Genomic DNA, 25,815 nt, shown 5'->3' on the forward strand with positions numbered 1-25,815 from the left:
CATTTTACAAAAACTTTTTCATCATTATATCGGTCTGTTCATCATCTCCTAATCTGAAAATGTGTTTATCAAATTCTACAAATCCATTTTTCTGATAAAAGCGGATGGCTCTTGGGTTTTCTTCCCAAACTCCCAACCATACATAATTCACTTTTTTATCTTTTGCCACCAGCATTGCTTTCTCGTACAGCACCTGTCCAACCTTTTTTCCGTGGTATTGCTGTAATACATAAATCCTTTCTATTTCAAGGCTAATGCTGTCTTGTATCTCTGATTGGGAACTACCCAAGTTTAGTTTCAGATAACCTACCACTTTATCATCAACGTCCGCAAAGTAAAATTCGGAATGCTCATTATTCAGTTCTTCGGTTAGCTTTTCGATAGAAAAACTATCCGCTAGATACTTTGCCATATCTTCTTTGGTATTGCTAGAAGAAAATGTCTCTAAAAATGTTTCCCTGCCAATTGTCTGTAATTGTTCAATATCGTTTAATGTTACGCCTAGTATCGTTATATTTTCCATTACTATCCTAATAATTTTTAAACACTCCATTCATAATTAATCCACTCGCTATTTTCTTTTGCTCCCAGACGTTCATAGAACTTTTTTCCACCCTCGTTCCAAGGCGCAACTGTCCATTTTATTACTCCACAGTTATTAATTCGTGCTTCTTCCTTTACAGCATTCATCAACTGTTCGCCAATTTTTTGCCCTCTGTACTTGTCATTTACATAAAGTTCTTTCATATAAATTGCAGGTCGGTTCTGTGCTGTGTACGGAAGAAAATAATACACTAACATTCCTGCTATCTCATCATTGTCCTCTGCTACAAAGCAATGAAAGTCTGGTGATTTTTTTGCGAAAACCGCTTTCCTTTACAATTTCAGGTGTGATCGCGAAAACATCAATATACTTTTCAAAAACTGCTAAATCTCTCATCAACACACAAATTGAACTACAGCATTTTTTTTGTGAATTTAAATGAGATAATATTAAACGTTCCTAAAATATAAAAACTAATTTACTTTAAATAAAAATTGTTTACTTTTGTAAAAATGCATAAGAAATCGATTTACGTATTATTTCTTTTTTTAGCTTGTTTCCTTCAATTAGGACATAGCTTATTTCCGCACACCCATATAACAGAACATCAGCACGATGGAAAACACCATCACCACCATGAAGAAAATTCGGGCGAAAGTGGTTTGTCAATATTATTTTCTCATTTTAACCACACTTCCGATACTTTTTCAAATAGTCAATTAGAAGTAGTTGTAAAAATCATTAAGGAAGTTCCTAATCAAGTTTTTGTACTAGATACAACTTCAGTTTTTACAGATTCAATTGGATATTATAATAAAAATAAAGTAGTTCGAAACAAAGAACCGCTCATTTTTATTTCTCCTCATTTACATTCCTTACAATTTCGTGGTCCGCCCACACTTTTTATCTAAACTATTCATTATTTGAATTACAGGATACTTATTGCCTTTTTTAGGCATTAAGTTATTTTCATATGTCTTATCTATTGTTTTTTTATAGATCATATATGATTACTTCGCCTGTTCGCAAAAGCTCGGGTCGCAAATCACATTAGTACTTGCGACCTAATTTTAATAATATTCATTTCATATATATTAATTTCAAAAAACAAAATCAATGAAAAAATTATTGTTTTCAATGGCAATAGCTACTATGCTATTTACTGCTTGCAACGGAAAAAAAACTGAAGAACACGGACACGACCACACAGATGGAACGCACCAACACGCAGATGGTGAAGAACATGCAAATCACGAAACAGATACAGTTTCACAAGAAGAATTTACTGTTGGTAAAGATAGTGTTGCTACAAAAGAGGCTGATGATCACCAACACGAAAATGGAGAAAAACACGACCATTAATTTATTTTTGATGCCTATAATTTCGAAGTTATAGGCATCATTCTAATAATTTACATATATGAAAATAATTACGAAAACGACATTTCGCCTTTCAGGCTTGTGTCTAAAAATATTGCTCCTAGGTTTATTTTTTCTAGGATTTACTAGTTGCAACAACAAAGAAGAAACTAAAGAAAGTTCTTCATTAGAACCATTAGCTTATACCCTTTATACTGAAAATTCGGAACTATTCGTTGAGTTTAAACCTTTGATTGTAGGTGAAACTTCAAAGTTTGCGGCTCATTTTACAGTTTTGGGTGAAAACTTCAAAGCCTTGACTGATGCCAAAATTACTGTCAGTTTAATTGTAGGTGATAAAGGCATTAAAAATTCAGTTGATGCTCCTAGTTCTCCTGGAATATTTCGTTTGGCTTTAAGTCCAAAAATAGCAGGGACTGGAACACTGGTTTTTGATATTATTAGTAAAGATTTTACCGATAAAATTACGATTGAAAATGTGGTAGTTTATGCTGATGAAAAGGCTGCATTAGCCAAACAAGCTCCACACTCAGAAAGTACAGATATTTCTTTTCTAAAAGAGCAAGCCTGGAAAGTGGATTTTGCTAATCAAGCTATTAAAAAACAAACGTTCAATGATGTCATTAAAACAAGTGGTCAAATTCTTTCTGCTCCCGGTGATGAAATGATTGTTACTGCTAAAGCAAGTGGTGTAGTTGTTTTTTCTGGTAAAAATACCATTGTGGGTTCTGCTGTAAATTCAGGCAACTCACTTTTCACAATAACTGGAGCTGATATGACTGAAAGTAATATCGATGCTTCTGTGAAAGATGCTAAAGCCAATTATTTACAAGCTAAGGCAGATTATGAGCGTTCTAAATTATTAGTGGCTGATAAAATTGTTTCTGAAAAAGACCATCAACAAGTAAAATTACAATTTGATAACGCGAGAAATGCCTATAACACTGTTTCTAAAAATTATAGTTCTAAAGGTCAAAACGTGTTATCTCCAATGTCGGGGTTTGTTAAAAATGTATTGGTAACCGAAGGACAATTTGTACCCTCCGGAACACCATTAGCAACCATTTCAAAAAACAAGAAATTGCTTGTGCAAGCCAATGTTTCTCAAAACTATTTTAGCAGATTATCAAGCATTACTTCTGCTAATTTTAAAACGCCCCAAAGTGAGATTGTTTATAATACTGCTGCGCTGAACGGAAGAATTATTTCTTATGGAAAAAGTGCTTCCGCTGCCACTCCCTTTATCCCTGTTACTTTTGAAATTGACAATGAAGGTCAACTGGTTTCGGGTTCGATAGTTGAAATTTATCTTAAATCTTCTGCTATTGCAGATGCTTTGGTAGTTCCTGTTTCTGCCCTAATTGAAGAACAAGGTGTATTCTATGTTTACGTGCAAACCGGTGGCGAAAGTTTCCAAAAAAGAGAAGTGAAATTAGGTGCCAGTGATGGCTTGAATGTACAAGTTATTGAAGGTGTTTCAGAAAATGAAAGAGTGGTTACCAAAGGTGGTTATCAAATCAAATTATCAAGTGCATCGGGTGCATTGCCTGCTCACGGACATGAACATTAGAAATGTTGAATGTTGAATTTTAAATTATGCAAGGATAAAGAAAGAAAATATTATAGTAACTAAGTCTTTTGATTTTGCATTACATATAATTGAGTTATACAAACAGTTGCTGAAACAGAAAGAATATGTTGTGTCAAAGCAATTATTGCGAAGTGGTACAAGTATTGGCGCAAATGTTCAGGAAGCAACTGCTGCAATATCTAAAAAAGATTTTACAGCAAAAATGTCAATCTCATCAAAAGAAGCAAGAGAAACAAAATATTGGTTACAATTGCTTGATAGAAGTAAATTAGTAGATTTAGACTATTCAAAATTAATTGATGATGTTGATCAACTCATCAATATTCTTACAGCAATAGTCAAATCGTCTCAGAATAATGATTTATAAATAATTTTGAATGTTAAATGATGAATGTTTGATTATTCAATTCAAAATTTAAAATTCAGAATTCAAAATTCCATAGATGTTAAATAAAATAATTAAATTTTCACTAAAAAATAGATTTTTTGTAGTGATAGCATCGGTTTTATTACTGATTTTCGGTAGTGTTGTCGCTTCTAAAATGGAAGTTGATGTGTTCCCTGATTTGACAGCTCCAACGGTTGTTGTACTTACTGAAGCTCATGGTATGGCACCGGAAGAAGTAGAAAAACTGGTTACTTTTCCGATTGAAACTGCTGTAAACGGCGCAACTAATGTAAGACGTGTTCGTTCTTCCTCTTCCGCAGGTATTTCTATTGTGTGGGTTGAATTTGAATGGGACACTGATATTTACAAAGCACGACAAATTGTAAATGAGAAAATTACTGCCGTAGCAGAAAAATTACCGCAAGGTGTTGGAAATCCAACAATGGGCCCACAATCTTCTATCATGGGCGAAATTATGTTAGTCAGTGTAACTGCCGACAAAACTTCCCAAATTGATTTAAGAAGCATTGCCGACTGGACTATAAGACCCAGATTATTAGCCACTGGAGGGGTATCGCAAGTTATTGTGATTGGTGGAGAATACAAGCAATATCAAATATTGGCTTCCCCTCAAAAAATGAATTACTACAATGTTTCACTCAATGAATTATTAAAAGCCAGTGAAGAAGCCAATGGCAATTCGTCAGGTGGATTTATGAACGAATATAATAATGAGTATATCGTTAAAGGAATTGGTAGAACCAACGAAATTGAAGCTTTAGGCAAATCTGTAATTAAAATGCAGAATGGTAATCCCATCAAAATTGAAGATGTTGCGGAAATAAAAATTGGTGCTTCTTTAAAAATTGGTGATGGCTCCTTGAATGGGAAACCTGCTGTAATTATGACAGTAATGAAGCAACCTTCAACCAATACTTTGGAACTTACCGAAACTATTGATGCTTCGATTGCTGATATTCAAAAGAACTTGCCCAAAGATGTTCATATTAATACTAAAATTTTCCGTCAGGCCGATTTTATTAATGCTTCCATCAGTAACATTCAGAAAACTTTATTGGAAGGAACTGCTTTTGTAATCATCATTTTGTTTTTATTCCTGATGAATTGGAGAGCTACATTTATATCCTTATTGGCAATACCTATTTCATTAATTGTTGCAATACTTACTTTAAAATGGCTAGGTTTTACTATCAATACCATGAGTTTAGGAGGTATGGCTATTGCTATTGGTGATTTGGTGGATGACGCCATTATTGATGTGGAAAATGTTTTTAAACGACTTAAAGAAAATGCATTAAAACCCAAAGCGGAACAAAAAGACAAACTAACGGTTATTTTTGATGGTTCGTTTGAAATTAGAAGTTCGGTTATTAACGCCACTTTTATTATTATAGTTGCTTTTTTACCGTTGTTCTTTTTATCAGGAATGGAAGGCAAATTATTAGCTCCGCTTGGCATCGCTTTTATTGTAGCGTTGTTTGCTTCTTTAATCGTTTCTATTACACTTACGCCTGTATTAGCAAGTTACTTATTGACTAATGACAAAATGCTTTTAAAACAGCATAAAGAAAGTTGGTTGGTGGAACGCCTGCAAAAAATGTATTCCAATGCTTTAAATCGGGCCATGGAAATGAAAAAAACAGTACTTGTAATTGCGGGGGGATTATTTTTGGTTTCCCTGTTAGTAATGAGCCAATTGGGAAGGAGCTTTTTACCCGAATTTAACGAAGGTTCGTTGGTAATTAGTGCTGTTAGTTTACCCGGAATCTCGTTAGAGGAAAGTAACAAAATAGGCACACAAGTAGAAAAAGCATTACTATCTGTACCCGAAATTAAAATCACCACCCGTAGAACAGGAAGAGCCGAACTTGATGAACACGCACAAGGCGTAAATGCTGCCGAAATTGATGCTCCTTTCACTTTAGACGAAAGAAATCGGGAAGAATTTATGGCAGATGTTCGTGAAAAACTGGCGGGGGTTTCAGGAGCCAATATTACTATTGGTCAACCGATAGGTCACCGAATAGACCACATGTTATCAGGAACACGAGCCAATATTGCCATCAAAATTTTTGGTAACGATTTGAATAAGTTATTTACGCTTTCCAATGAAATCAAAAATGAAATCCAGAATGTGGAAGGATTGGTAGATTTAAGTGTCGAACAACAAGTCGAAATTCCGCAAATTCAAATAAAAGCCAAACGAGATGTTTTGAACCAATATGGAATTACTATTGGTCAGTTTAATGAATTTGTTGATGTAGCATTTGCTGGTGAAAAAGTATCTGAAATTTATGAAGGCAACAAAACTTTTGATTTGATGCTTCGTTTTGATGATGCCAACAAAGGCAAAATCGAGAACATTAAAAACGCTATGATTGATACGCATGATGGCAAAAAAATTCCATTGTATTATGTGGCAGACATCGTCAGCACTTCTGGACCAAATACGATCAATCGTGAGAATGTACAACGTAAAACAGTGGTTTCTGCCAATGTATCGGGTCGTGACCAAAAAAGTGTAGTGGCTGATATTCAGAAAATCATTAACGATAAAGTAAAATTACCCGAAGAATATCATATTGAGTATGGCGGACAATTTGAAGCCGAAGCTGAAGCTTCAAAAACTTTGGTTTTAACTTCACTTATTTCGTTATTGGTTATATTCTTAATTCTGTATCAGGAATTTAAAAAAGTAAAAACTGCTTCTATTATTTTGTTGAACTTACCATTAGCTTTGATTGGTGGTGTATTCAGTATTTATTTTACCAGTGGTATTTTGAGTATTCCAGCCATTATTGGTTTCATCACACTTTTTGGTGTTGCCACTCGTAATGGAATTCTATTAGTTTCTCATTATGAAACTTTAGAGAAAGAAGGTTTATCGCTTTATAAAACGGTTATCCAAGGTTCAAAAGACCGATTAAGTCCTATATTGATGACTGCCTTAACCGCTGGATTGGCATTGATTCCTTTAGCTATTGCTAGTGATTTACCGGGGAATGAAATTCAAAGTCCAATGGCGAAAGTTATTTTAGGAGGTCTGTTGACTTCCACATTATTGAACATTTTTATTGTCCCAATAGTGTATTATTTATCTAATCGAAAAAAAGCAACAAATGAAAAATAGACTATTGCTATTCTTGGCCCTATTCTTTTTTGGTTTAGGGTATTCTCAATCCAATATGGATGCAGTTTTAGCCGAGATTGCCAAAAATAACAAGACAATACAAGCCAATACGCAGTATTGGAGCGCACAAAAAGTACAGTATCAAACCGGTAATTCTTTATATAACCCAACGGTTGAATATGACTATTTAAAAGGAAGCCCTGCCAATGCCGGAAACCAAACGGATATTGTTGTAACACAATCTTTTGATTTCCCGACTGTTTACGGAAAGAAAAAACAATTGGCCAAGCAACAGATTCTGCAAGCTGATTTATACCTTCAAGCCGCTAATCAAGAATTGCTTTTGGAAGCTAAAATGATTTGTATTGAATTGGTTTACAGGAACAAATTACAAATTCCATTGGCTAAACGAAAAGAGGCCACCGAGAAATGGCTGGGTCATTTTAAAAAGAAATTGGAAACTGGTGACGGAACCATTTTGGATGTCAACAAAGCCGAAATACAATTGCTGGAAATCAAGAAACAGTTTTTAGAAAATGCTTCTTTTATTGTGAAACTCAATGAACAACTCACCGGTTTAAACGGAGGAACTGGTATAGCCTTTAATGATGTCGCTTATTTTGATGTTCCTGTGGTTGCTGCTTTTGAAACTTTGGAAAAAGAAATAGAAGCACAAGATTACATTAGAAAAACCTTAGAACAAGAAAAAGTAATTGCTCAAAAACAAATTGAAGTAAATAAAGCATTAGCCTTACCAAAAATGGAAGTTGGGTATCATTATCAAGGCCTTTTAGGACAAACTTATAACGGTATTCACACCGGAATTTCTTTACCACTTTGGGAAAGTAAAAACAGGGTGAAACTTGAAAAAGCTAAAATGTCCTTTGCTGAAACTGCTCTGGCTGGTCATACGAATGAGCATTATTACGAAATCAAACAGCTTTATGGCCGCTATGAAAGTCTGAAAAGCATATTGAGAGACTATGAAAAAATAAACCAATCGGTTGAACCCATTAAACTTTTGGATAAAGCATTGTCGGCAGGGCAAATTTCGGTTTTGGAATATTTTGTGGAATTGAACTATTATAACAGTACTTCTAACTCCTATTTGGAGATTGAAAAAGAGTATTATGAAGTTGTGGCTACTTTATTGAAGTATCAATTGTAGGTTATTAATTCAGTTAAAGCACCCCTTATTTCTTATGGATTTAAGGGGTGTTTATTTTATTTTAATGCTTTTTTATTCCGATCTCACAATTAATACTAATTTACACTCCTTTCTAGAATACTATTTTCAGAACACAGCCGCTAATGAACATGCTACTTAGCAGTCACAGAAAGTTATGAAATAAATCTTCATTTTATCTTGTGAAACTGTTGCGAAAAATTTATGACAAGGCTTTTAAAGAGAAAGCAGTCCAATTGAGTTATGATAGAACAAACATATCAGAACTCGCCAGAGAGTTAGGAGCACCAGCCCCACAGTTATATAAATGGTGTAAAGAGTTTGAGGAATATGGAGAAGGAAGTTTTCCTGAGAAGGGAAATTTAAAACTCACTCCCGAGCAAGAAAAAATCCTCCAACTGTAGAAAAGACTCAAAGATGCCGAGTTAGAGCTTGCTATATATGAATTGAACAACAAAGTAGTATCCCTATCTATAGATGGATACTTTCTTTAAATACGATAGACGAACCTTTGTACTGTTTTCTTATAGTTTTGTATTAGTGATTGTTAATTAACTCATAAAAAATATTTTTTTTTTGTTTAAATATTTAAAATAGGTCTTTATATTTGCGCTTATTTAAACTTAATAAAAATAACAAAATGAAAATTATTACATTACTTTGTGCATTATGCATTACTACACTTAGCTTTTCACAAAATTTCATTGTTAAAGGGAAGGTTACGGATAATAAAAATAATCCAATTTCAGGGGTTAATGTCGCCATAAATACATTGCAAAAAGGAACTACCACCAATATAAGAGGAGAATATGAATTAGCGATTGAAGACAAAAAAAATTTAATTATCGAATTTAGTTACATCGGATTTAATAAACAGGAAAGAAAAATAAATTCAGGAAATAATAAAATAGTTATTCTTAATATTAACTTAGAGCCCACCTTTGATAGTTTAGATGAAGTGATTATTTCGTCTGGTAGAAATTCTGAGTTTTTATCAGAGATTCCGGCTTCTATAACTGTGGTGAATTCAAAAAATATTGCACAATTATCTCAAAACACTACTAATGTTAGCGACATTCTAGAGGCTACAGTTCCTGGTTTAGCAGTGGGAACAGGAACATTTTCTAATTGGGGACAAACATTGAGAGGACGTTCATTGTTGACTATGGTAGATGGTATTCCGCAATCGACTCCTTTAAGAAATGGTCAATTGGAAATTAAATCTTTTCATCCAAATGATTTGAAAAGAGTAGAAGTGATTAAAGGAGCTACGTCTATTTTTGGAAATGGTGGAGATGGAGGTTTTATCAATTATATTACAAAAACACCTAATTCCTTAAAAAAACTAGAAGGAACCACAGATATTTGGGGGACCACTAATCTTGCAAAAACGAAGGATGCCTTAGGCTATGGAATTTATCAATCCTTTACTGGGAGTTTGGATAAACTGAGTTATTATATCAGTGGTAGTTTTGAGCAAACAGGGAATAAGTATGATGCCAAAGGAAAGCCATTGTTGCCAACTTATGGATTGGACAACAGCAAAATTTATAGTTTATTTGGTAAATTGGTATATCAAATTGATAATCGTCAAAGTATAACCTTTAATGGTAATATGTACAAATCATCCCAAGAGAGTCCGTTTATTCCGGTTGCAGGAAGTATAGTGGTAAATAATCAAGAAGAAGATTATATCTTAAACGCAGGTTATGGAGTTGAAGGTTCAATTGTTGGAGAAAAACCAACGGGAACCAGATTGATAAATTCTCGTTTGAAATACAGTTTAGATGCTATTTTTAACGGATCAACTAATTTTGAAACGGATGTTTATTATCAAAATGCAGAAAACATTTTCTTCTATTCAGATAAGTTTGAAAATGGAGGACAATCTGTTATAAATTCAGAAAAATTCGGAATCAGACCTAATTTTGTTTCTAAAATTAATACTGGAAATGATAGATTAGCCTTGTCAGCTACTTATGGTATTGATTTATTGAGAGATAAAACGAATCAAGGTTTGTTAGATGGAAGACTATGGGTGCCAAATACCGTATTATGGAGTTCTGCCTATTATGCGCAAACTAGTTTAAAAATTGATAAGGACTGGGTTATTAAAGCAGGTTTTAGATATGATAATATGAATATGAATATTGCAGATTATAATACCTTACCGTATTCTCCTAAAAGTGACGGTAATTTTAGTTCATCTGTATTTGTAACTGGTGGAAAACTAAAATTCAATAATGCTTCTTACAACTTTGGAGTAAGATACATTGCAAACAAAGAATTCATACCTTATATTAGCTATTCTCAAGGGTTTTCTATAGCTGATTTGGGATCGGTATTGAGATCGGCTACGGTCGATAACATTAATAAAATTCAGCTTGAACCTGCCGTAACAAATAATTATGAATTTGGGTTTATTTCTAATTTAAACAGGCTTAGGCTAGAAGCTGTCGGGTATTTCAGTACATCTAACTTGGGAACCAGTTTAGTGTTGAATAATGAAACGAATAATTTTGTCCCTTCGACAAAGCCACAAAAGATTTTTGGAGGGGAATTCTCTTTAGATTATCAAGCCATTATAGATCAATTATTTATAGGGACCTCTTATTCGTATGTAGAAGGGGTAAAATATGATGATAAAGCTAAGACATCGTTAAGTTTTTTAGGGGGAGATGTAATCTCTGCCCCAAAATGGACTGCATATGCTACATGGAAAGCAAGTGATAAAATTAGTACTACCGTAAGAATGGTAAACCTAGGTGATAGAGATAGATTTGATCCTTTTTTAAATGCAAAAAATGAATGGGAATACAGTCATACACAAGTTCCTGTAAAAGGATATACAACTGTTAATCTATCTGTATCTTATCAGATTAGTTCTAGAATTAATGCCTCTTTAGGAATTAATAATTTATTTAATGAGTATTATTTACCGGCAAGATCGCAATGGTCGGCACCATTAAAAACATTCATAATGGCAGGAGAAGGAGCTAATGCTAAATTGAGTTTGGCTTATAGTTTTTAATCCTTAGCCGTCATATTGTAAAAATTTAAACCCAGTGTAATTTATGCATTGGGTTTTATAAAATTTAGATTTTTGAAAAAATTTGAAAAAATTAGCAAATTAGTCCATTTATGGCTAGGTTTAACTTGTGGTCTTTTGGCTTCTGTATCTGGAATAACAGGTGCTATGTATGTTTGGCAACCAGAGATAGTCAGGGCTATAGATTCTGAATTATTGGTTTTAAATGATGGTAAACTACCTACAGAAAAAGTAATTTTAAGCACTGCTAAGAGAATTGCCGATCAGAATAAACAGCTACAAAAAATGTTTTTGCCATATAGGGAACAACAATCCATTTCAGTTGTAGATAAAGAAGGATTAACCTATTATTATCATCCCGAAACAGCCAAGTTATTAGGAGGTAAAACGAAGGCTATTATTTTTTTTGAAGATCTTTTAAATATACATCGTAACCTGGGAATTCCAAATATCGGAAAGTATATTGTGGGTACAAGTTCGGTTATTTTTTTCTTGTTTTTGTTAAGTTCCGGACTGTTTCTCTGGTGGAGAGCCAATAAGAAAAATTTAAGAAAAGGCTTGTCTATACAATGGAAGGCCAAAAATAAAAAGCTGAATTATGATATTCATAAAAGCTTGGGCGCACTATTCTTTATCCCTTTAACTATTATTGCCTTCACAGGAGGTTATTTTACCTATTATCAATTTTATAAGAGTGGATTTGGAATTTTAAATACGGCGGTTAAAAGTTCAACAAAAATAGGAGAAACGTTTAATAGAGATATGGCTTTTACGGAAACAAGTAATTACTATTATTTAAGAGCCATATATTTTCCTAGCAAAGGGAATGATGACTATAAGTATCGTTATGTCAACCACAGAGAAGTGACTTCTGGACTTAGAAAAACCAAGGAAATTACGACAAATAGGGATAATAAAATTATTGGTTTTTCGGATTATAATTCAGATGCGCTTAGTGAAAAAATTACTGCACAAATGTATGTTTTTCATATAGGGGAGATTGCTGGTTTTTTAGGGAGGATTTTAATTTTTTTAAGTGGATTTGTTCCTTTGATTTTATTTATAACCGGACTTCGTTTTTATCTTCTAAGAAAGAAACAGAAGTGAAAAATCTACACTACGAATTTAAAAGTAGTGTAGTTTATTATATTTCTAACAAGAAGAGGGTTATTACATATAGAGCATGTCAGCAATAAAATTCAATTTAGCATAAATCATAAAGAATTTCTTTTAAAGTAAATATACTTTTGCATTTTAAAGAATTGCTAAATAGAGATAGCTGGTTTTATTACAATAATTATTGGCATTATTTTAGCAATGGGCAGATTTATTTTTTCGCTTCAAAATATAGTTCCTCGTTCTTATAAAATATTGAGACAAGAACTCGGCAAAGGTATTTTAATAGGCTTAGAAATATTAGTTGCTGGAGACATCATAGGTACTGTTGTTACTGAACCAACAATGGATAGGGTTCTGTCGCTAGCAGTAGTTGTATTAATCAGAACTTTCTTGAGCTTATCTATTGAAGTCGAGATTGAAGGGAAATTTCCGTGGAAGAAAAGTAAAGATATAAATGAATAAAATTATTTAAACCAGATGTGCATACCCCTAAATAGGATTATATTTGGTGTGATTTAATTTACATAGAGCCGTTATAAATAAACAAATAATCCATTTACTATAATCCCAAAAAATGATCAAGCCGTAGGGCAACTTATTTTACCAATACAAGGAGCCGGTAAAGTAAAAAAAGGTCAAGAAGTTATTGTAAAATTAGAAGACTATCCATATGTAGAATACGGCTCTATTAAAGGCAAAGTACAATCCATCTCTTTAACGACCAGCACAACCAAAACCGAAAAAGGGGATATTGAGACCTATCTGATCACAGTCGATTTTCCACAACAATTAAAAACCAATTACGGTACCGTTTTAGATTTTAAATTTGAAGCAAAAGGCACCGCCGAAATTATTACCAAAGACAGACGATTGATTCAGCGTTTATTTGATAATTTGAAGTATATCATGAATAAATAACATTTTTCATGATCTATAAAAAAAGTCGTTTCTAACTATGAGGTAATATCTGATATTTAGATGCTATCCCAATGGCCTCTTGAAATTCTTCTTACTCATTTATCGTAAACCCCATAAGGGATGGATGTAGAGCGGTTCCGTTCAACAGGAGTTTCATTACTTCGTCCGGTTGCGCTCAGGTGTTCACTTTTCAAGCCCAACCAAATTCTGGCTATTGTAGGAAGTTTATATTATAGACAAAAAAAAATCCGCATTTTAAAAATCCGGATTCAATTTTATAATGTTTAACGTTTTTTCTAAATAGGCAAAGTTTTAAAGCCTTCCAATGATCTCTTAGCTGCTTCTATTTTGGTTTGAAACAACTTTTTATCCTTGATATTCGCTGCTACAGAACTAAATTTAACTTTAGCATCTTTAGGAATATCAATTACTCTTTTTGTTTCTACTGTTTTTTTCATAACTATAACTTTAATAAGTAAGTTTACTCAAATATATAAATTAATATTCATCCGAGCGCACAAAATTAATTATTTTTTTCTATATACCAAAATATCATGATATTCATGACCTGGTATATATTGAACAAAAGTGTTGTTTGCTGTTCGATTTTTTCCGAAGAAAATATAATCATTGCTTAGTTCTTCAAAGTTTTTATCAATAAAATATCTGTATGTTTTAATTCTTAGATTTTCTTTTTTACAAAACCCATCACATTTCTTTTTGCAAAATGGCAAACAACTCTCCTTAAAATTTTCAGTTGAATCACTACCGCATACATATAACACACAATCAGGTTTTGATTCGAAAAACAATGGAACTGTATGTAAAACTGTATTAAATACAGTGTACATATCTCCATTATTACTGTTTGTGTCGTCGATTATTGTTTTACTTTCTTCATCATAATCTCCAAAACCTAAATTATATACAACTCTATTGCCTAAAAGTGTAATTGGACTGTATTCAATAACTTTAATTATAGTAGAGTTACCAATACTTGCAAAAAGATATTGTAATCTTTCCTCATTTAAAGTTAATTCTGTGTCGTAATGGTTACTATTTTGCAATTTTATATTGGTGTTGAAAATTAGAAAGTTGTAAAAATAATGATTAATATCTAATATTTAAAATCTATACATCCAAATCAAATTTCCTACAACTTGTTTATATATCACAGGCTTTTCGCACTTACATTGATCTACATATCAGTAGTTTCACTACTTGTAAAACCTGATTATAGGCCATAAAAAAAGAGGCGTAATGGCCTCTTGAAATTGTTCTTACTCATTTATTCTAAACCCCATAAGGGATGGATGGAAAGCGGTTCCGTTCAACCGCGGGTTCATTGTTGGCTTTTCAAGCCCAACGAACCCTTAGCTGTTGTGTGCTGACTTTTTTTTAATTTTGATTTTCTTCAATAGTCTTTTTAATAACGTTTTTGCCACTCTTTTTCAACGCTTCATCTAATCTATTTTGCTGATATTCAACCCATGCTTTTGCTCCTGCAAGTTCTTCTTTTTTAAGCTTTTCCTTTTCTGCCTTTATTTTATAATGACCTGAAATAAAAAGGAATATAAAAAAAACCACAATGAATATCAAAAAAAATAAACTTTCCGAGATTCCCAAATAATGTTTTATGGGTGATTCATTCATTTATCTTGCATTTTAAATTTTTATATTCTTTTGGTGTAGCAAACTAGCTCACAACTTGTATATATATCTGACAAAGCCATACAAAGTCACCCATTTATGGGGTGCTATGTCTGACAAACGTCAGTACTTATTCAAAATCAAATATATACATTAATCCTTACAAATCATTAAACTGGCTTTTTAATTGTTACAGGCTTTTCGTACTTATAGGAATGTATATATCAGTAGTTTCCATTCACTGCTAGTAATCCTAATTACAGAGCATGAAAAAAAAGAACACTAAATCCTCTTGACATTCTCTCTCAAAACTTTACGATAACTCCATAGTACCCGCCAATGACCGGTTCCGTTCAACAGGAATTTCATTACTTCGTCCGTTCGTCCCGATAATTATCGGGACTCGGGTGTTCGTGCTGCGCACGCAACGAAATTCTAGCTATTAGCGGTTGTTTTTATTTGATTTCAAAGTGATTTAACCATTCTTTCGTCGTGTTGAACTTGCCATTTTTGTCTTTTTCAATAAATATTGCTTTAGCTTTTCTGTCAATTAATAATGTGTCAGGAATGAAGTCATTTTCATAAGGTTTTTTTGTAAAAACAATAGTATCACCATAAAATTTATATTTTCCGTGGTATACTTCCTGAAATCCAAATATTCCAGATACTTCATTTTCACAGTTTCCATCATTCCTAAAAACTAAAGTGTAATGAAATTGGTCGTCTTTAAGTGTAGCTCTCAGAACTCCTTTTGATTTAAATAAGTCTGACTGAAATATATTAGTCAAGAAAATCGCAACTAAAACTAATCCGTGAAAAATCACTTTTGTCTTGTTTTGTATTATGCCTCTCTTTATTGCTGATATTAGTGTGTCGAAAAAGGAAACAATGTAAAGTATGATTATAGGAATAATAATTAATCCATAAGAAAACAAATAAATAACCATTCCGCCAAAATAATCTGTTGTCATCCAACAAATAATACCAATTGTTGAAATTATTGCTATGATATCGTAAGTATTTTTTTTATTCATTAATTTAGTCTTTTTTCCGTGTCTGTTGCAAAATAACCGCTAACGTTCTCGCGCTACAGCGGGTTTGGGACTAAATTAAGCCCTATTTTCGGATTTGCCACCCGAGCGATAGCGAACAGGCGAAGCAAATCATCCCAGATACAAAACCAACTTTCCATTAAGCCTATTACCCAAATCCGTTGTAGCATCTATGTTAGCCGTTCGGTTTTATTTTTCCAATGATTTATTAAATGTATAATTTAATAACATTCCAACTTCTTCATTTGTGTAATTAATAGAAACACTAAATAAATGGTCATTAATAAAGCTATTATATAATTCTTGAGTTAATAAAAGCTTATCATTTTTCACATTGTATAATCGGATTTGCATTTTATAAAAACTATATTTTCCTATTTTTAAGTCTGTTGAAGTTAATTCAAATTTTAATTCTTTAATCTTTGAATATGTATCCGTTAAAAGCTGTTCAGTAAATTTTTTGTGTTCTTCGAGAGTGAGTTTTTTTGTTCCAATTAATGATTCAAAGCTAGATTTAAAATAATTATACTTATTGATTTCAAATCCTATTAATTGAGTCGGATGTGGATTAATTTTTATTCCATTTCCGACTACATTTTTTGAAGCTTCATAACCTTTATTTTCTAGTTCTTCTGTTCTTTTTTGGTCGCTTATTTTATAACCTTCTGGAATAGTAATTTTCCAATCAAACAAATTACAACTGTAAATTCCATTTTCAACTTTTCCGTTTTCAGGCGTTTCAATTATTAATTCATCACCTTTAATTACTTCCTTTTTTTGTTGAGAAAAAATGGGAAAGCTAAAAACAATTAGTAAAATGAATAAAAACTTCGATTTCATATTTTTATGTGGTTTTTTTTAGTTCTGCGGCAAACTGACGGCTAACGTTCCCGCGCTAAAAGCAGTTTGGGACTAAATTAAGCCCATTCTTCGGATTTGCCAAATATTCCAAATACACAACCAACTTTCTATTAAGCCAAATGCCCAAATCCGTTGTAGCGTGTGTTGAACTAAACCTTCGGTAGCACTTACCGAGATTTTGTACCTTACGAATATAACTAAAAATTATAATTATGGTCACAAAAAAAAGTCGGTTGAAGAATTAAGAGAAAACAAAATTCTCAACCAAGCCAAGCGGGAAGTTCCTGGATTTGAGCAATTACTTCAACGGTTTGAGCGTACGGTTTCCGTTTTAGGCAGAAGTCAAAGTACGTTCAATAACTATTCGCGCCATGTGGCGGCTATTTCGCTCTATTTTGGTAAAATCCCAACAGAACTCGATTCTGAACAAGTACAGGACTACTTGTTTTACCAACAAAAAAAGTCAAAAACACCCTCTCAAACCTATTTTAAGCATTGCGTTTACGGACTTCGTTTTTTACTCAAATCAGAAGGATTTCCGTATGAATACCTGCGTTTACCGTCCATAAAACACGAGAAAAAGCTCCCTGTTGTTTTGAGTAAAGAGGAAGTTTGGGCTATGCTTCAAGGTGCCAAACTACTCAAACATAAAATTCTTATCGGTTTGCTTTATGGTTGCGGACTTCGCTGTATGGAGGCCCGAGGTGTGCGATTACAAGACCTGGATTTTGACCGAAAACAGCTCAAAGTGGTTCAAGGCAAAGGTAAAAAAGACCGTTATGTACCGCTTTCTATTCATTTAATCCGAGGATTGAAAAAGTATATTGAAGCCGAAAAACCCCAGGATTATCTTTTTAATGGACAGCCTTTGCCTACTGGAGCAGGTGGTGATTTTGACAATCGGTATTCACAACGAGGCGTGCAATGGGCGGTGCGGCAAGTCGCTAAGGCATCGGGAATAAAAAAGGAAGTTCATAGCCATACGCTGCGGCACAGTTATGCCACACATTTGCTCGAAGACGGTATGGATATTATGACGCTAAAAGACCTTTTGGGACACCAGAATGTTGAGACCACAATGGAATATCTGCATATTGCCCAACTCGAGAGTCAACGCATTTTTAGTCCACTAGATACCCTTTTTGCCAAGTGCAGTCAAAAATTGAAGTAGCTGATGTATTAAGAAAGGCAGGCTCAAGACTCGAAAACTATGGATTAAACACCTGGCAACTTCGCACGCTTTACGCCATTAAAAAATGCAGAACAGCCGAGCTGGGTGGTCATATCGATGCTTGCGATAGTTGTGGAAACATCAATATAAGCTACAACTCTTGCCGCAATCGGCATTGTCCGAAGTGTCAGGGCAACAAACGAGAAGATTGGATTCAAGCAAGAGCTATTGAGCTTTTACCGGTTCCGTACTTCCACGTAGTTTTTACCTTGCCTGGTAGTATTAATTCTTTGGCAATACATCAGCCAAAAATAGTCTATGATAGCTTGTTTGAAGCTACTTGGGAAACGTTAACAACCTTTGGCAAAGGCAAGGGAATGCAAATGGGAATGATTGCCGTTTTGCATACCTGGGGGCAGCAATTAAGTTTGCATCCGCACCTGCATTGCATTGTTCCCGGTGGTGGCGTGGACAAAAATGGTATGTGGCAAAACAGCCGCTCCGACGGGAAATTCTTATTCCCGGTAAAAGCTTTGTCGAAGGTTTTTAGAGCAAAGTATTGCGAAAAACTGAAAGCCAAAAACCCGATTAGGTATGAGCAAATCCGACAGGAATTATGGCAGAAACCTTGGGTAGTTTTTGCCAAACGCCCTTTTGGAAGTCCAAAATCGGTGGTGGAATATTTGGGAAGATACACCCATAAAATTGCTATTAGCAATCACAGAATCAAAGCTATTGATAACCAAAACGTCACTTTTGATTACAAGGATTATCGAATGGAGGGAGTAAAAAAGCAAATGACGCTCACGCATCAGGAGTTTATCAGGCGGTTTGCGTTGCATATTTTGCCCAAACGCTTCGTCAAGATTCGTCATTACGGTTTTTTAAGCAGTACTTGGAAACGACAAAAGCTGAAAGTTTTACAAGAAAAACTCCAACAAAAAGTATTAGAAAAAGCAGAAAAAAAGCCTTTTTCTCCTAAATGTCCGTGTTGTAAAACGGGCAATTTGCATCGAATAGCAGTTTTCGACCAACGCGGTCCGCCTGCTTGGTATCTTGGCGGTGGCCAAAACACCAATCCCTGTGAAAACTAACTTTATGGGTAAGGGCACTTATACCCGAAAGTAAAGGAAAAACACATTAAAACCAACTGAAAAACTACTTCAAAAAAAAGAGGACTATAAGTCCCCTTGAAATTCTAAAACTCATTATACGATAACTCCATAGTTGACGGACATGTAATCGGTTCCGTTCAACAGGAATTTCATTACTACGTCCGTTCGCTGCGCTCGGGTGTTGGCTTTTCAAGCCCAACGAAACTTAGCTATTAGCTGTAGTGTTTTTTTTGTAACTTCCTTTTTAATCGTTTAATAGTCTAATTTTGTTACATTTGATCGTATAAAAAAGTCAAAATGATAATTACTATTCCAAATGACATAAAGAGTGAATATGAAGGCTATGATTTCATTATTACTTGGTTAAATAATTACAGAGAAGTAAAAGACACAAAAATTATTTTTGATTTTCAAAAGGTAATTTTTTTAGAGGCTAATTTATGCGCTTTAATAGGTACTATTTTTGAAATTTTAGAATCAAAAAATAATAAAATTAGTTTAATAAATATAAATTCAGCTGTAGAAACAATACTTAGAAAGAATGCTTTCTTATTACCTTTTGGATATGAAAAAATTGTTGATAATTACGATACTGCATTAACTTACATGAAGTTTACACCAAAAGATGATACTGGATTTTATAATTATATACAAAATGAATTATTAAATAAACCACAATTTCCATCACATAGCGAAAAACTGGGTAAAGAAATAACTCGAAATATTTTTGAAATTTATGAAAATGCGAGAACGCATGGTAAATGTGATTATATACATACTTGCGGTCAGTTCTTTCCACGAAAAAGTGATAAACCGTTACATTTTACAATTGTTGATAAAGGCATAAATATAAAACAGAATGTTTCTACATATTTAAGCCAAGACATTGTAGCATCAGATGCTATTGAGTGGGCAATGGTAAAAGGAAATACTACTAAAACTGGAGAAACTTCAGGAGGATTAGGTTTAGCAGTAATTTTTAATTTTATAAAATTGAATAAGGGTAAAATACAGATCATTTCATCGGATGGGTTTTATGAATTTAAGAATGGAAATGTTGTGAAAAAACAATTAAATTCTATATTTGATGGAACGATTGTAAATATTAAATTTAACTTAAATGATCTCAATCATTATGTACTAAAAGAAGAGGTTGGTAATTTTGAGAATATTTTTTAAAATCGTATTTTTGCACAAAGAAAAAATAACTATGAAGCATTTATTAATTAAAGAGATAATTAATTCAGAATTAGCCGTTTCTACTGAAAATGGTGTTAAAGTTTTTGAATTAGTTGATTCATATCTTCAACGAAAAGAGAAGGTTGAGTTAGATTTTTCGGGTATAACTATTATGATTACAGCATTTCTTAATGCTGCAATAGGAAGTTTATACAGTAATAAAGAATATACAGGAGAGTTTTTAAATGAGTATTTGAAACTTGAAAATGTAGAAGAAGACGATAGAATTCTTTTCAGAGATGTTATACAAAGAGCAAAAGAATATTTTTCAGATAAAGATTCTTTTGAAAAAAATTCAAACGACGCTATGTATGGCAACGATTAAATTAAGTAAATATGAGATTGGTTTCACCGACCAATTCTTTTTCGATACTAATGTTTGGCTTCTGCTATATGGAACAGTTGCAAGTTTTCAAGCTAATGACCAATTACAATATACAAAGCTTCTCGAGAAATTAATAACAAGAGATTTGCCTATTTACATCACCTCAATGGTAATTTCTGAATTTGCAAATGTTTTATTAAGAAGAGATTTTAATCAATGGATATCTAATAATAATTTTGTTAATAAGGATTTTAAAAGAGATTTTGTAGGAACTAAAGATTATGAGAATTCTGTCGAAACTATTTCAATTTCAATTAACAAAATTTTTAAGTTGCCAAATTTAGTTTCAGTTGGAGATAATTTTAATGCTATTGATAAAAATCAAATTTTACAAAATTTTAAAATTGTTGATTTTAATGATGCTTATTACACGCAATTAGCTGAATTAAATAAATATAAAATAGTCACAAATGATAAAGATTTTCAAAAATTAGATTCAAAAATTGATATTCTTACTACGCAAATTTAATCGTTTTTAGCCTGACCGCTAACATCAGTATGTCTAATAACCTTCAAATTGCGCTATTTTTTGTTCTTTAGAAAGTAAATATAGATGATTTAGCGTACAATTATATTCTTTTTCTAATAAGCTCCGCTTCCGTTCAACACAGCTTTCATTGTTCGTGCTGCGCACGCAACGAAAACTTAGCTGTTAGGCGATGTTTTATTCTTCGAAAACAATTTCTCTATAAATTCCAATTGGACTGACAGAAATTTTCGGGTGGTATACATTAAAGAATTTTTCTAATCCTTCAATTGAGTTAAACACTCCGCGAAAAACTTTGTCATAAACTTTTTCAACTGATAATTCTGTTTCGTCGTGATATTTAAATTCATCACTTGGGTGAACACGTTCATCAATTATTTGAGGACATGAAGTCATTATTCCGAAAATAGTAAGTTTTATGTTTGGTCGACTGCCATAATTATAAATCACGTTGTCAAATGAACCATCGACTAAAAAATCATTTTTTAAATTCGATATAATTTGAAATTCTGGAAAGTCATCAAATGGAAGAAGTCTAAAATTTAATCTATTAGGATGTTTTGACCCCTATAAAACAAGAGTAATATTCTAAATTTCGATTTTTAATTACGCGGTTAATTTTTTCATTATTATTAGATGTTTATCTAAGTTCCATTTCTCCATAGGAGTAATTCTTCCTAAGAGTCCGTGAAGTCGTTCATTGTTGTAAAACGACACAAATCTTTTCAATATCTGTTGGATCGCTCCAAAAGTGCGATAGTCGAATCTGGAAAATACTTCCTTCTTCAAGATGCCATGATAGGCTTCTATATGAGCATTTTCTTCAGGTGTTGCAACGTGTGTAAATTCTTGCTGCACACCTATTAAGCCTAAATACTCGCGGACACTTTTAGCTATAAATTGACTACCATTATCACTCCTAATAACTACACTTTCAGGATAATTATATTCGTCAAAGAGTGTCGAGAGTAAGTCTATAACATGATTTTGCTTTATATTGAAAGAAAAATAATCCTTTAAAATTCTTCGTGTATGAACATCAATTATAGATAGCAAATAAGCGTTTTTACCAACATTTGGTACCCACACCATTTTAATATCCATTTCTAAACATTGCAATGGTCTGGAAGTATAAACCTTCCTAAATTTCACAAACTTACGTCCAGAACCACTTCTATTAATTCTATTCTCGAGTTTTAAAAGACCTTCTTCTTTCATAATTCGGTATAGTTTTTTATGATTTATTAGGTAGCCATCTCTATTTAGATATTTGGTCATCAACCGATAACCACAATCTATAAATTCGTGTTTTAAAATATCTTTAATAGACTTTACAACAACTGATTGGCTTACAAAACCATTTTTTTGATGAAAGGTCGCTACCGTCGGATGATTACCTTTCTTTCCAAAACTACGTTGTCTATAATAGCTACTAGTAACGATACCTACCATCTTTATGATTTTAGCCTTGCTACACTTATGCTTTTCATAAATATAGTTCACTAAATCTTTCTTGGATCCGATGTCCCAAACTTTTTTTTTAAAAGCTCCCTTTGTACCTCTAATTCTATTTCTTTATTGCTTAGTAGCTTGCGTAGAATGCGATTTTCCTCTTCTGCCTCTTTTAGCTCTTTGCTCTTAGTGTCATAGGTAACTTTTAAGCCAGCCTCTCCTTTGTGCTCAAACTTCTTCTTCCAACTATATAAGCTTCCTGTACTTACGCCATACTTACGACAGGCCTCTACAATACCCATATCTTCTGAAGCAGTTATTATTTCTAGCTTCTGAGTTAAAGTCCATTTCTTGTATTTCATATCTCAAATATATAATTTTGAAATTTAAAATAACACTCCGAACTATTATGGGGCTAAACTATAGGATTAAGTGTTTTTATAAATATTTTTACTCTTTCCACAAAAGTTTCGTCAAGAAGATTTGCATCAGAATTTTCCTGAATGAGTTTGTCAAAGTTTTTTTCCATAACTTTCAGTTTTGCTAATTCTTTTGTGTTTTGACCTCTTTTAAGAGATTTCCTCATTTCATCAATTTGCTTTCTAGCGACAATGACTTCAGGGTGTTCTTCTAAAGATGAAGCGTATACTAATCGCTGAATTTCATTCATATTATCTAAAATATTTGTAAATCTCCCGTAATCTTCAAAAGTTGTCCAGCCAGTAGCTTTTATATATGTGAAACTAGGAACTTTTTCTAGAAACTCATTAAACGAAGTAAGTTCTGAATTTAAATCTTTAAGTATTTTTTTAGCGGTTAGATTACTTTCGATTTCGTTTAAAAGTTCGTGATATAATTCAACACGCTCAGTTTTAATAGTTCTTTCTTTTTCGCCTTCGCCAGTCTTGGCTTTGATAATTTTTATATCAAAACCTAATTCGTTACTGGCATTATTTTCATTTTCAATTCCTCTAGTGATTTCTTGCAATAAACCTCCTGAAAGTTGGCTATGCAATGATTTAGCTTTGTCGTAGTCAAAATAAATAAGGTCTCTAATTGCTTTCATACTTGATTTACTTGGTTTTTTCAAAAATATCGCCTAACGTTCTCGCGCTACAGCGGGTTTGGGACTAAATTAAGCCCATTATTCGGATTTGCCAAATCATCACAAATACAAAACAAACTTTCCATTAAGCCAATTGCCCAAATCCGTTGTAGCGTGTGTGTGTGCCCTGCATGAGCAGGACACACTCTGTAAGCTCGATTAAAAATTGAAAAATACAAATTTCGGATTATAAATCAAACTTGCAGAGTGTTATTTTTCCAGAGGGTGTAAGTCCCTTATGAGCGGATTGAAACCCCGAATCATTAGTACGTCGCAAGGTTGTTAGTTGTGAAACCAGAACTGAAGGAAGCGAAACGACAAAGTCCGGTACTGACGAACAGAAACGGCATAAGAGGCTGTTATACGAGGATAAGCAAGCACACCATTGCAACGTCCGAAGGTTACCAAAATCGTATTTCAGTAGATGCCGCAGAGATTGGACAAAGGAAAAAGTTCTTACCAGGGGAGGTCTTGGCAACCACGAGTTGGTTATGTCAAGAAGTCAGCAGAGGTCATAGTACTTGGGGCAACGAGTTGCGAATAGATACCGCATAGGACTCACAAACAAGGAAGGACCGAACGCAAAATGGTTCTTAATTTTCAACGGAATAACGCAAGTTATAGCCCTGAAAAACAAGAACAGGTTAAACGATTAAAACAACAAAATGATTGAGAGCGTAGTACATCCTTACAATCTGCAAAAAGCAGTAGAGCAAGTGATTTCCAACAAAGGAAGCGCAGGAGTTGATGGTATAAAAACAAGTCAACTTAAAATGCTATTTCCCCAAAGGAAAGACCAATTGCTCGAAGCCGTCAGAGAGGGAAACTACTTGCCACAAGCCATTTTGGGCATTGAGATTCCCAAGGGCAACGGAAAAACACGACTTTTGGGAGTTCCCACCACTACCGATCGAGTGTTCCAACAAGCCGTAGCACAGGTTATAGCGCCACTATTTGAACCCGAATTCAGTACTAACAGTTTTGGATTTAGACCCAGCAAAAACTCCCGACAAGCCGTTGGGCAAGCGAGGGAATACATCCATCAGGGATTGAACCACATTGTGGACATTGACCTGAAAAATTTCTTTGATGAAGTTGACCATTGCTTGCTGTTGAATTTGGTGTACCAAAAAGTGAAATGCAAAACCACGATGCGCCTGATGCGTAAATGGTTGCGAGTACCGATACTGATTAACGGCAAACTACAAAAACGAAGAAAAGGCGTTCCGCAAGGTTCTCCCTTGAGTCCGTTATTGTCTAATATCCTGCTCAATGAGTTGGACAAAGAAATGACAAGACGTAAACTAAAATTTGTACGTTATGCCGATGATTTCAGTATCTACTCTAAATCGCAGAATCAGGCGAAAGCCACGGCAGTTGTCATTGCCAAATTCTTGAAAACGAAGCTCAAACTTACCATCAATGCTGATAAAAGCGGGATTAGACGTCCTGTGAACTTTAGCTTGTTGGGATTTGGGTTTGTACCTACGTATCAAAAAGGGAGCAAAAACCAATACCAGTTGGTAGTAGTAGAAAAGGCTTGGAAGAAACTAAAAGAAAAGCTCAAAAGTATTAGCCGCAAAACTGCACCAGTCAAACTAGAAGACCGTATTATCAAGATAAACGAAATCCAACGAGGATGGTTAAACTATTTTCGAGGAACGAGTATCATGGGGAAATTACGGGATATAGATGGCTGGCTCAGAAACCGACTTCGATACTGCATTTGGCACGATTGGAAGAAACCTGAGAGGAAAAGGAAAAACCTAATTCGATTAGGAATTGATCAAGACCACGCCTATGCATGGAGTCGAACTCGCAAAGGTGGTTGGGCAATTGCTCAGAGTCCAATCTTGGGAACTACCATAACCTTGAAACGCTTAAAACAAAAAGGGTATCAATCATTGACCGATGTTTACATCTCACTTAATCCATCTCTTTGCGAACCGCCGAGTACGTGACCCGTACGCTC

Annotated in this window: 28 protein-coding genes; 17 read left to right on the forward strand and 11 right to left on the reverse strand. The window is 33.7% G+C overall.

Features of this window, described 5'->3' with window-relative positions; genetic code table 11:
* Positions 1–4: 4 nt before the first annotated feature.
* The gene (locus tag LNP19_RS11345) at positions 5–523 is read right to left on the reverse strand and encodes a GNAT family N-acetyltransferase (protein WP_230062029.1); all 519 of its coding nucleotides are present in this window, start codon (positions 521–523) and stop codon (positions 5–7) included.
* 17 nt (positions 524–540) lie between these two features.
* A complete protein-coding gene (locus LNP19_RS11350) occupies positions 541–801 on the reverse strand; it encodes a GNAT family N-acetyltransferase (RefSeq protein ID WP_230062030.1) in 261 nt (86 codons plus the stop codon).
* A 255-nt stretch (positions 802–1,056) separates the two neighbouring features.
* On the opposite strand from LNP19_RS11350, the gene LNP19_RS11355 reads away from it, so the two are divergent.
* From LNP19_RS11355 to LNP19_RS15520, 11 genes are all read left to right on the forward strand, one after another.
* A complete protein-coding gene (locus LNP19_RS11355) occupies positions 1,057–1,455 on the forward strand; it encodes a hypothetical protein (RefSeq protein WP_230062031.1) in 399 nt (132 codons plus the stop codon).
* Between the two features lie 226 nt (positions 1,456–1,681).
* Complete coding sequence (locus tag LNP19_RS11360; RefSeq protein ID WP_230062032.1) at positions 1,682–1,906, forward strand: hypothetical protein; 225 nt, start codon at positions 1,682–1,684, stop codon at positions 1,904–1,906.
* Between the two features lie 58 nt (positions 1,907–1,964).
* The gene (locus tag LNP19_RS11365; RefSeq protein WP_230062033.1) at positions 1,965–3,494 is read left to right on the forward strand and encodes an efflux RND transporter periplasmic adaptor subunit; all 1,530 of its coding nucleotides are present in this window, start codon (positions 1,965–1,967) and stop codon (positions 3,492–3,494) included.
* An 88-nt stretch (positions 3,495–3,582) separates the two neighbouring features.
* The gene (locus LNP19_RS11370; protein WP_346432228.1) at positions 3,583–3,882 is read left to right on the forward strand and encodes a four helix bundle protein; all 300 of its coding nucleotides are present in this window, start codon (positions 3,583–3,585) and stop codon (positions 3,880–3,882) included.
* Between the two features lie 76 nt (positions 3,883–3,958).
* A complete protein-coding gene (locus LNP19_RS11375) occupies positions 3,959–7,054 on the forward strand; it encodes an efflux RND transporter permease subunit (RefSeq protein WP_230062034.1) in 3,096 nt (1,031 codons plus the stop codon).
* Positions 7,044–8,222, forward strand: a complete 1,179-nt coding sequence (locus tag LNP19_RS11380; protein ID WP_230062035.1) for a TolC family protein — start codon at positions 7,044–7,046, stop codon at positions 8,220–8,222. The genes LNP19_RS11375 and LNP19_RS11380 overlap by 11 nt, the downstream gene beginning before the upstream one ends.
* A 200-nt stretch (positions 8,223–8,422) precedes the next feature.
* A complete protein-coding gene (locus tag LNP19_RS11385) occupies positions 8,423–8,644 on the forward strand; it encodes a transposase (RefSeq protein ID WP_230062036.1) in 222 nt (73 codons plus the stop codon).
* A 236-nt stretch (positions 8,645–8,880) separates the two neighbouring features.
* The gene (locus LNP19_RS11390) at positions 8,881–11,271 is read left to right on the forward strand and encodes a TonB-dependent receptor (protein ID WP_230062037.1); all 2,391 of its coding nucleotides are present in this window, start codon (positions 8,881–8,883) and stop codon (positions 11,269–11,271) included.
* A 72-nt stretch (positions 11,272–11,343) separates the two neighbouring features.
* On the forward strand, positions 11,344–12,396 hold the full coding sequence (locus tag LNP19_RS11395; protein WP_230062038.1) for a PepSY-associated TM helix domain-containing protein: 1,053 nt from the start codon (positions 11,344–11,346) through the stop codon (positions 12,394–12,396).
* Between the two features lie 210 nt (positions 12,397–12,606).
* On the forward strand, positions 12,607–12,870 hold the full coding sequence (locus LNP19_RS11400) for a DUF1622 domain-containing protein (RefSeq protein WP_230062039.1): 264 nt from the start codon (positions 12,607–12,609) through the stop codon (positions 12,868–12,870).
* Positions 12,871–13,053: 183 nt separating this feature from the next.
* Complete coding sequence (locus tag LNP19_RS15520; protein WP_487320221.1) at positions 13,054–13,326, forward strand: HlyD family secretion protein; 273 nt, start codon at positions 13,054–13,056, stop codon at positions 13,324–13,326.
* A gap of 296 nt (positions 13,327–13,622) precedes the next feature.
* Here the strand turns inward: LNP19_RS15520 and LNP19_RS11405 are convergent, their stop codons facing one another.
* The 5 genes from LNP19_RS11405 to LNP19_RS11425 form a co-directional block, all read right to left on the reverse strand.
* Positions 13,623–13,784 (reverse strand): hypothetical protein, encoded by a 162-nt coding sequence (locus tag LNP19_RS11405; RefSeq protein WP_230062040.1) that lies wholly within the window; start codon positions 13,782–13,784, stop codon positions 13,623–13,625.
* Between the two features lie 69 nt (positions 13,785–13,853).
* Positions 13,854–14,393, reverse strand: coding sequence for a DUF6934 family protein (locus LNP19_RS11410; protein WP_230062041.1), 540 nt, complete (start codon positions 14,391–14,393; stop codon positions 13,854–13,856).
* A 331-nt stretch (positions 14,394–14,724) separates the two neighbouring features.
* Complete coding sequence (locus LNP19_RS11415) at positions 14,725–14,979, reverse strand: hypothetical protein (protein WP_230062042.1); 255 nt, start codon at positions 14,977–14,979, stop codon at positions 14,725–14,727.
* A 452-nt stretch (positions 14,980–15,431) separates the two neighbouring features.
* Positions 15,432–16,010, reverse strand: coding sequence for a hypothetical protein (locus LNP19_RS11420; RefSeq protein WP_230062043.1), 579 nt, complete (start codon positions 16,008–16,010; stop codon positions 15,432–15,434).
* 207 nt (positions 16,011–16,217) lie between these two features.
* A complete protein-coding gene (locus LNP19_RS11425; protein WP_230062044.1) occupies positions 16,218–16,868 on the reverse strand; it encodes a hypothetical protein in 651 nt (216 codons plus the stop codon).
* Positions 16,869–17,067: 199 nt separating this feature from the next.
* Between LNP19_RS11425 and LNP19_RS11430 the strand changes: the two genes are divergently transcribed.
* The 5 genes from LNP19_RS11430 (at position 17,068) to LNP19_RS11450 (ending at position 21,268) form a co-directional block, all read left to right on the forward strand.
* Complete coding sequence (locus LNP19_RS11430) at positions 17,068–18,060, forward strand: tyrosine-type recombinase/integrase (protein ID WP_230062045.1); 993 nt, start codon at positions 17,068–17,070, stop codon at positions 18,058–18,060.
* Positions 18,039–19,154 (forward strand): IS91 family transposase, encoded by a 1,116-nt coding sequence (locus LNP19_RS11435; RefSeq protein ID WP_230062046.1) that lies wholly within the window; start codon positions 18,039–18,041, stop codon positions 19,152–19,154. Before LNP19_RS11430 ends, LNP19_RS11435 begins: the two co-directional genes overlap by 22 nt.
* A gap of 318 nt (positions 19,155–19,472) precedes the next feature.
* On the forward strand, positions 19,473–20,354 hold the full coding sequence (locus LNP19_RS11440; RefSeq protein WP_230062047.1) for a hypothetical protein: 882 nt from the start codon (positions 19,473–19,475) through the stop codon (positions 20,352–20,354).
* 31 nt (positions 20,355–20,385) lie between these two features.
* Positions 20,386–20,739, forward strand: a complete 354-nt coding sequence (locus LNP19_RS11445; RefSeq protein ID WP_230062048.1) for an STAS-like domain-containing protein — start codon at positions 20,386–20,388, stop codon at positions 20,737–20,739.
* Entirely contained in the window at positions 20,726–21,268 is a 543-nt protein-coding gene (locus LNP19_RS11450; RefSeq protein WP_230062049.1) for a type II toxin-antitoxin system VapC family toxin, read from the forward strand. Before LNP19_RS11445 ends, LNP19_RS11450 begins: the two co-directional genes overlap by 14 nt.
* 195 nt (positions 21,269–21,463) lie before the next feature.
* Here the strand turns inward: LNP19_RS11450 and LNP19_RS11455 are convergent, their stop codons facing one another.
* The 4 genes from LNP19_RS11455 to LNP19_RS11470 all read right to left on the reverse strand — a co-directional run bounded on the left by LNP19_RS11455 (position 21,464) and on the right by LNP19_RS11470 (position 23,804).
* The gene (locus LNP19_RS11455; protein ID WP_230062050.1) at positions 21,464–21,682 is read right to left on the reverse strand and encodes a hypothetical protein; all 219 of its coding nucleotides are present in this window, start codon (positions 21,680–21,682) and stop codon (positions 21,464–21,466) included.
* Positions 21,683–21,892: 210 nt separating this feature from the next.
* Positions 21,893–22,789, reverse strand: a complete 897-nt coding sequence (locus tag LNP19_RS11460) for an IS3 family transposase (RefSeq protein WP_230061763.1) — start codon at positions 22,787–22,789, stop codon at positions 21,893–21,895.
* Positions 22,789–23,100 carry a transposase gene (locus LNP19_RS11465; protein ID WP_230061764.1) on the reverse strand — a complete coding sequence of 104 codons (312 nt, stop codon included), beginning with the start codon at positions 23,098–23,100 and terminating at the stop codon, positions 22,789–22,791. The genes LNP19_RS11460 and LNP19_RS11465 overlap by 1 nt, the downstream gene beginning before the upstream one ends.
* Positions 23,101–23,153: 53 nt before the next feature.
* Positions 23,154–23,804, reverse strand: a complete 651-nt coding sequence (locus tag LNP19_RS11470; protein WP_230062051.1) for a DUF6414 family protein — start codon at positions 23,802–23,804, stop codon at positions 23,154–23,156.
* 704 nt (positions 23,805–24,508) lie between these two features.
* On the opposite strand from LNP19_RS11470, the gene ltrA reads away from it, so the two are divergent.
* Positions 24,509–25,804 carry a group II intron reverse transcriptase/maturase gene (gene ltrA, locus LNP19_RS11475; RefSeq protein WP_230061897.1) on the forward strand — a complete coding sequence of 432 codons (1,296 nt, stop codon included), beginning with the start codon at positions 24,509–24,511 and terminating at the stop codon, positions 25,802–25,804.
* Positions 25,805–25,815: the final 11 nt, after the last annotated feature.

Origin of the sequence: Flavobacterium acetivorans (assembly GCF_020911885.1) — a bacterium.
Taxonomy (GTDB): Bacteria; Bacteroidota; Bacteroidia; order Flavobacteriales; family Flavobacteriaceae; genus Flavobacterium; species Flavobacterium acetivorans.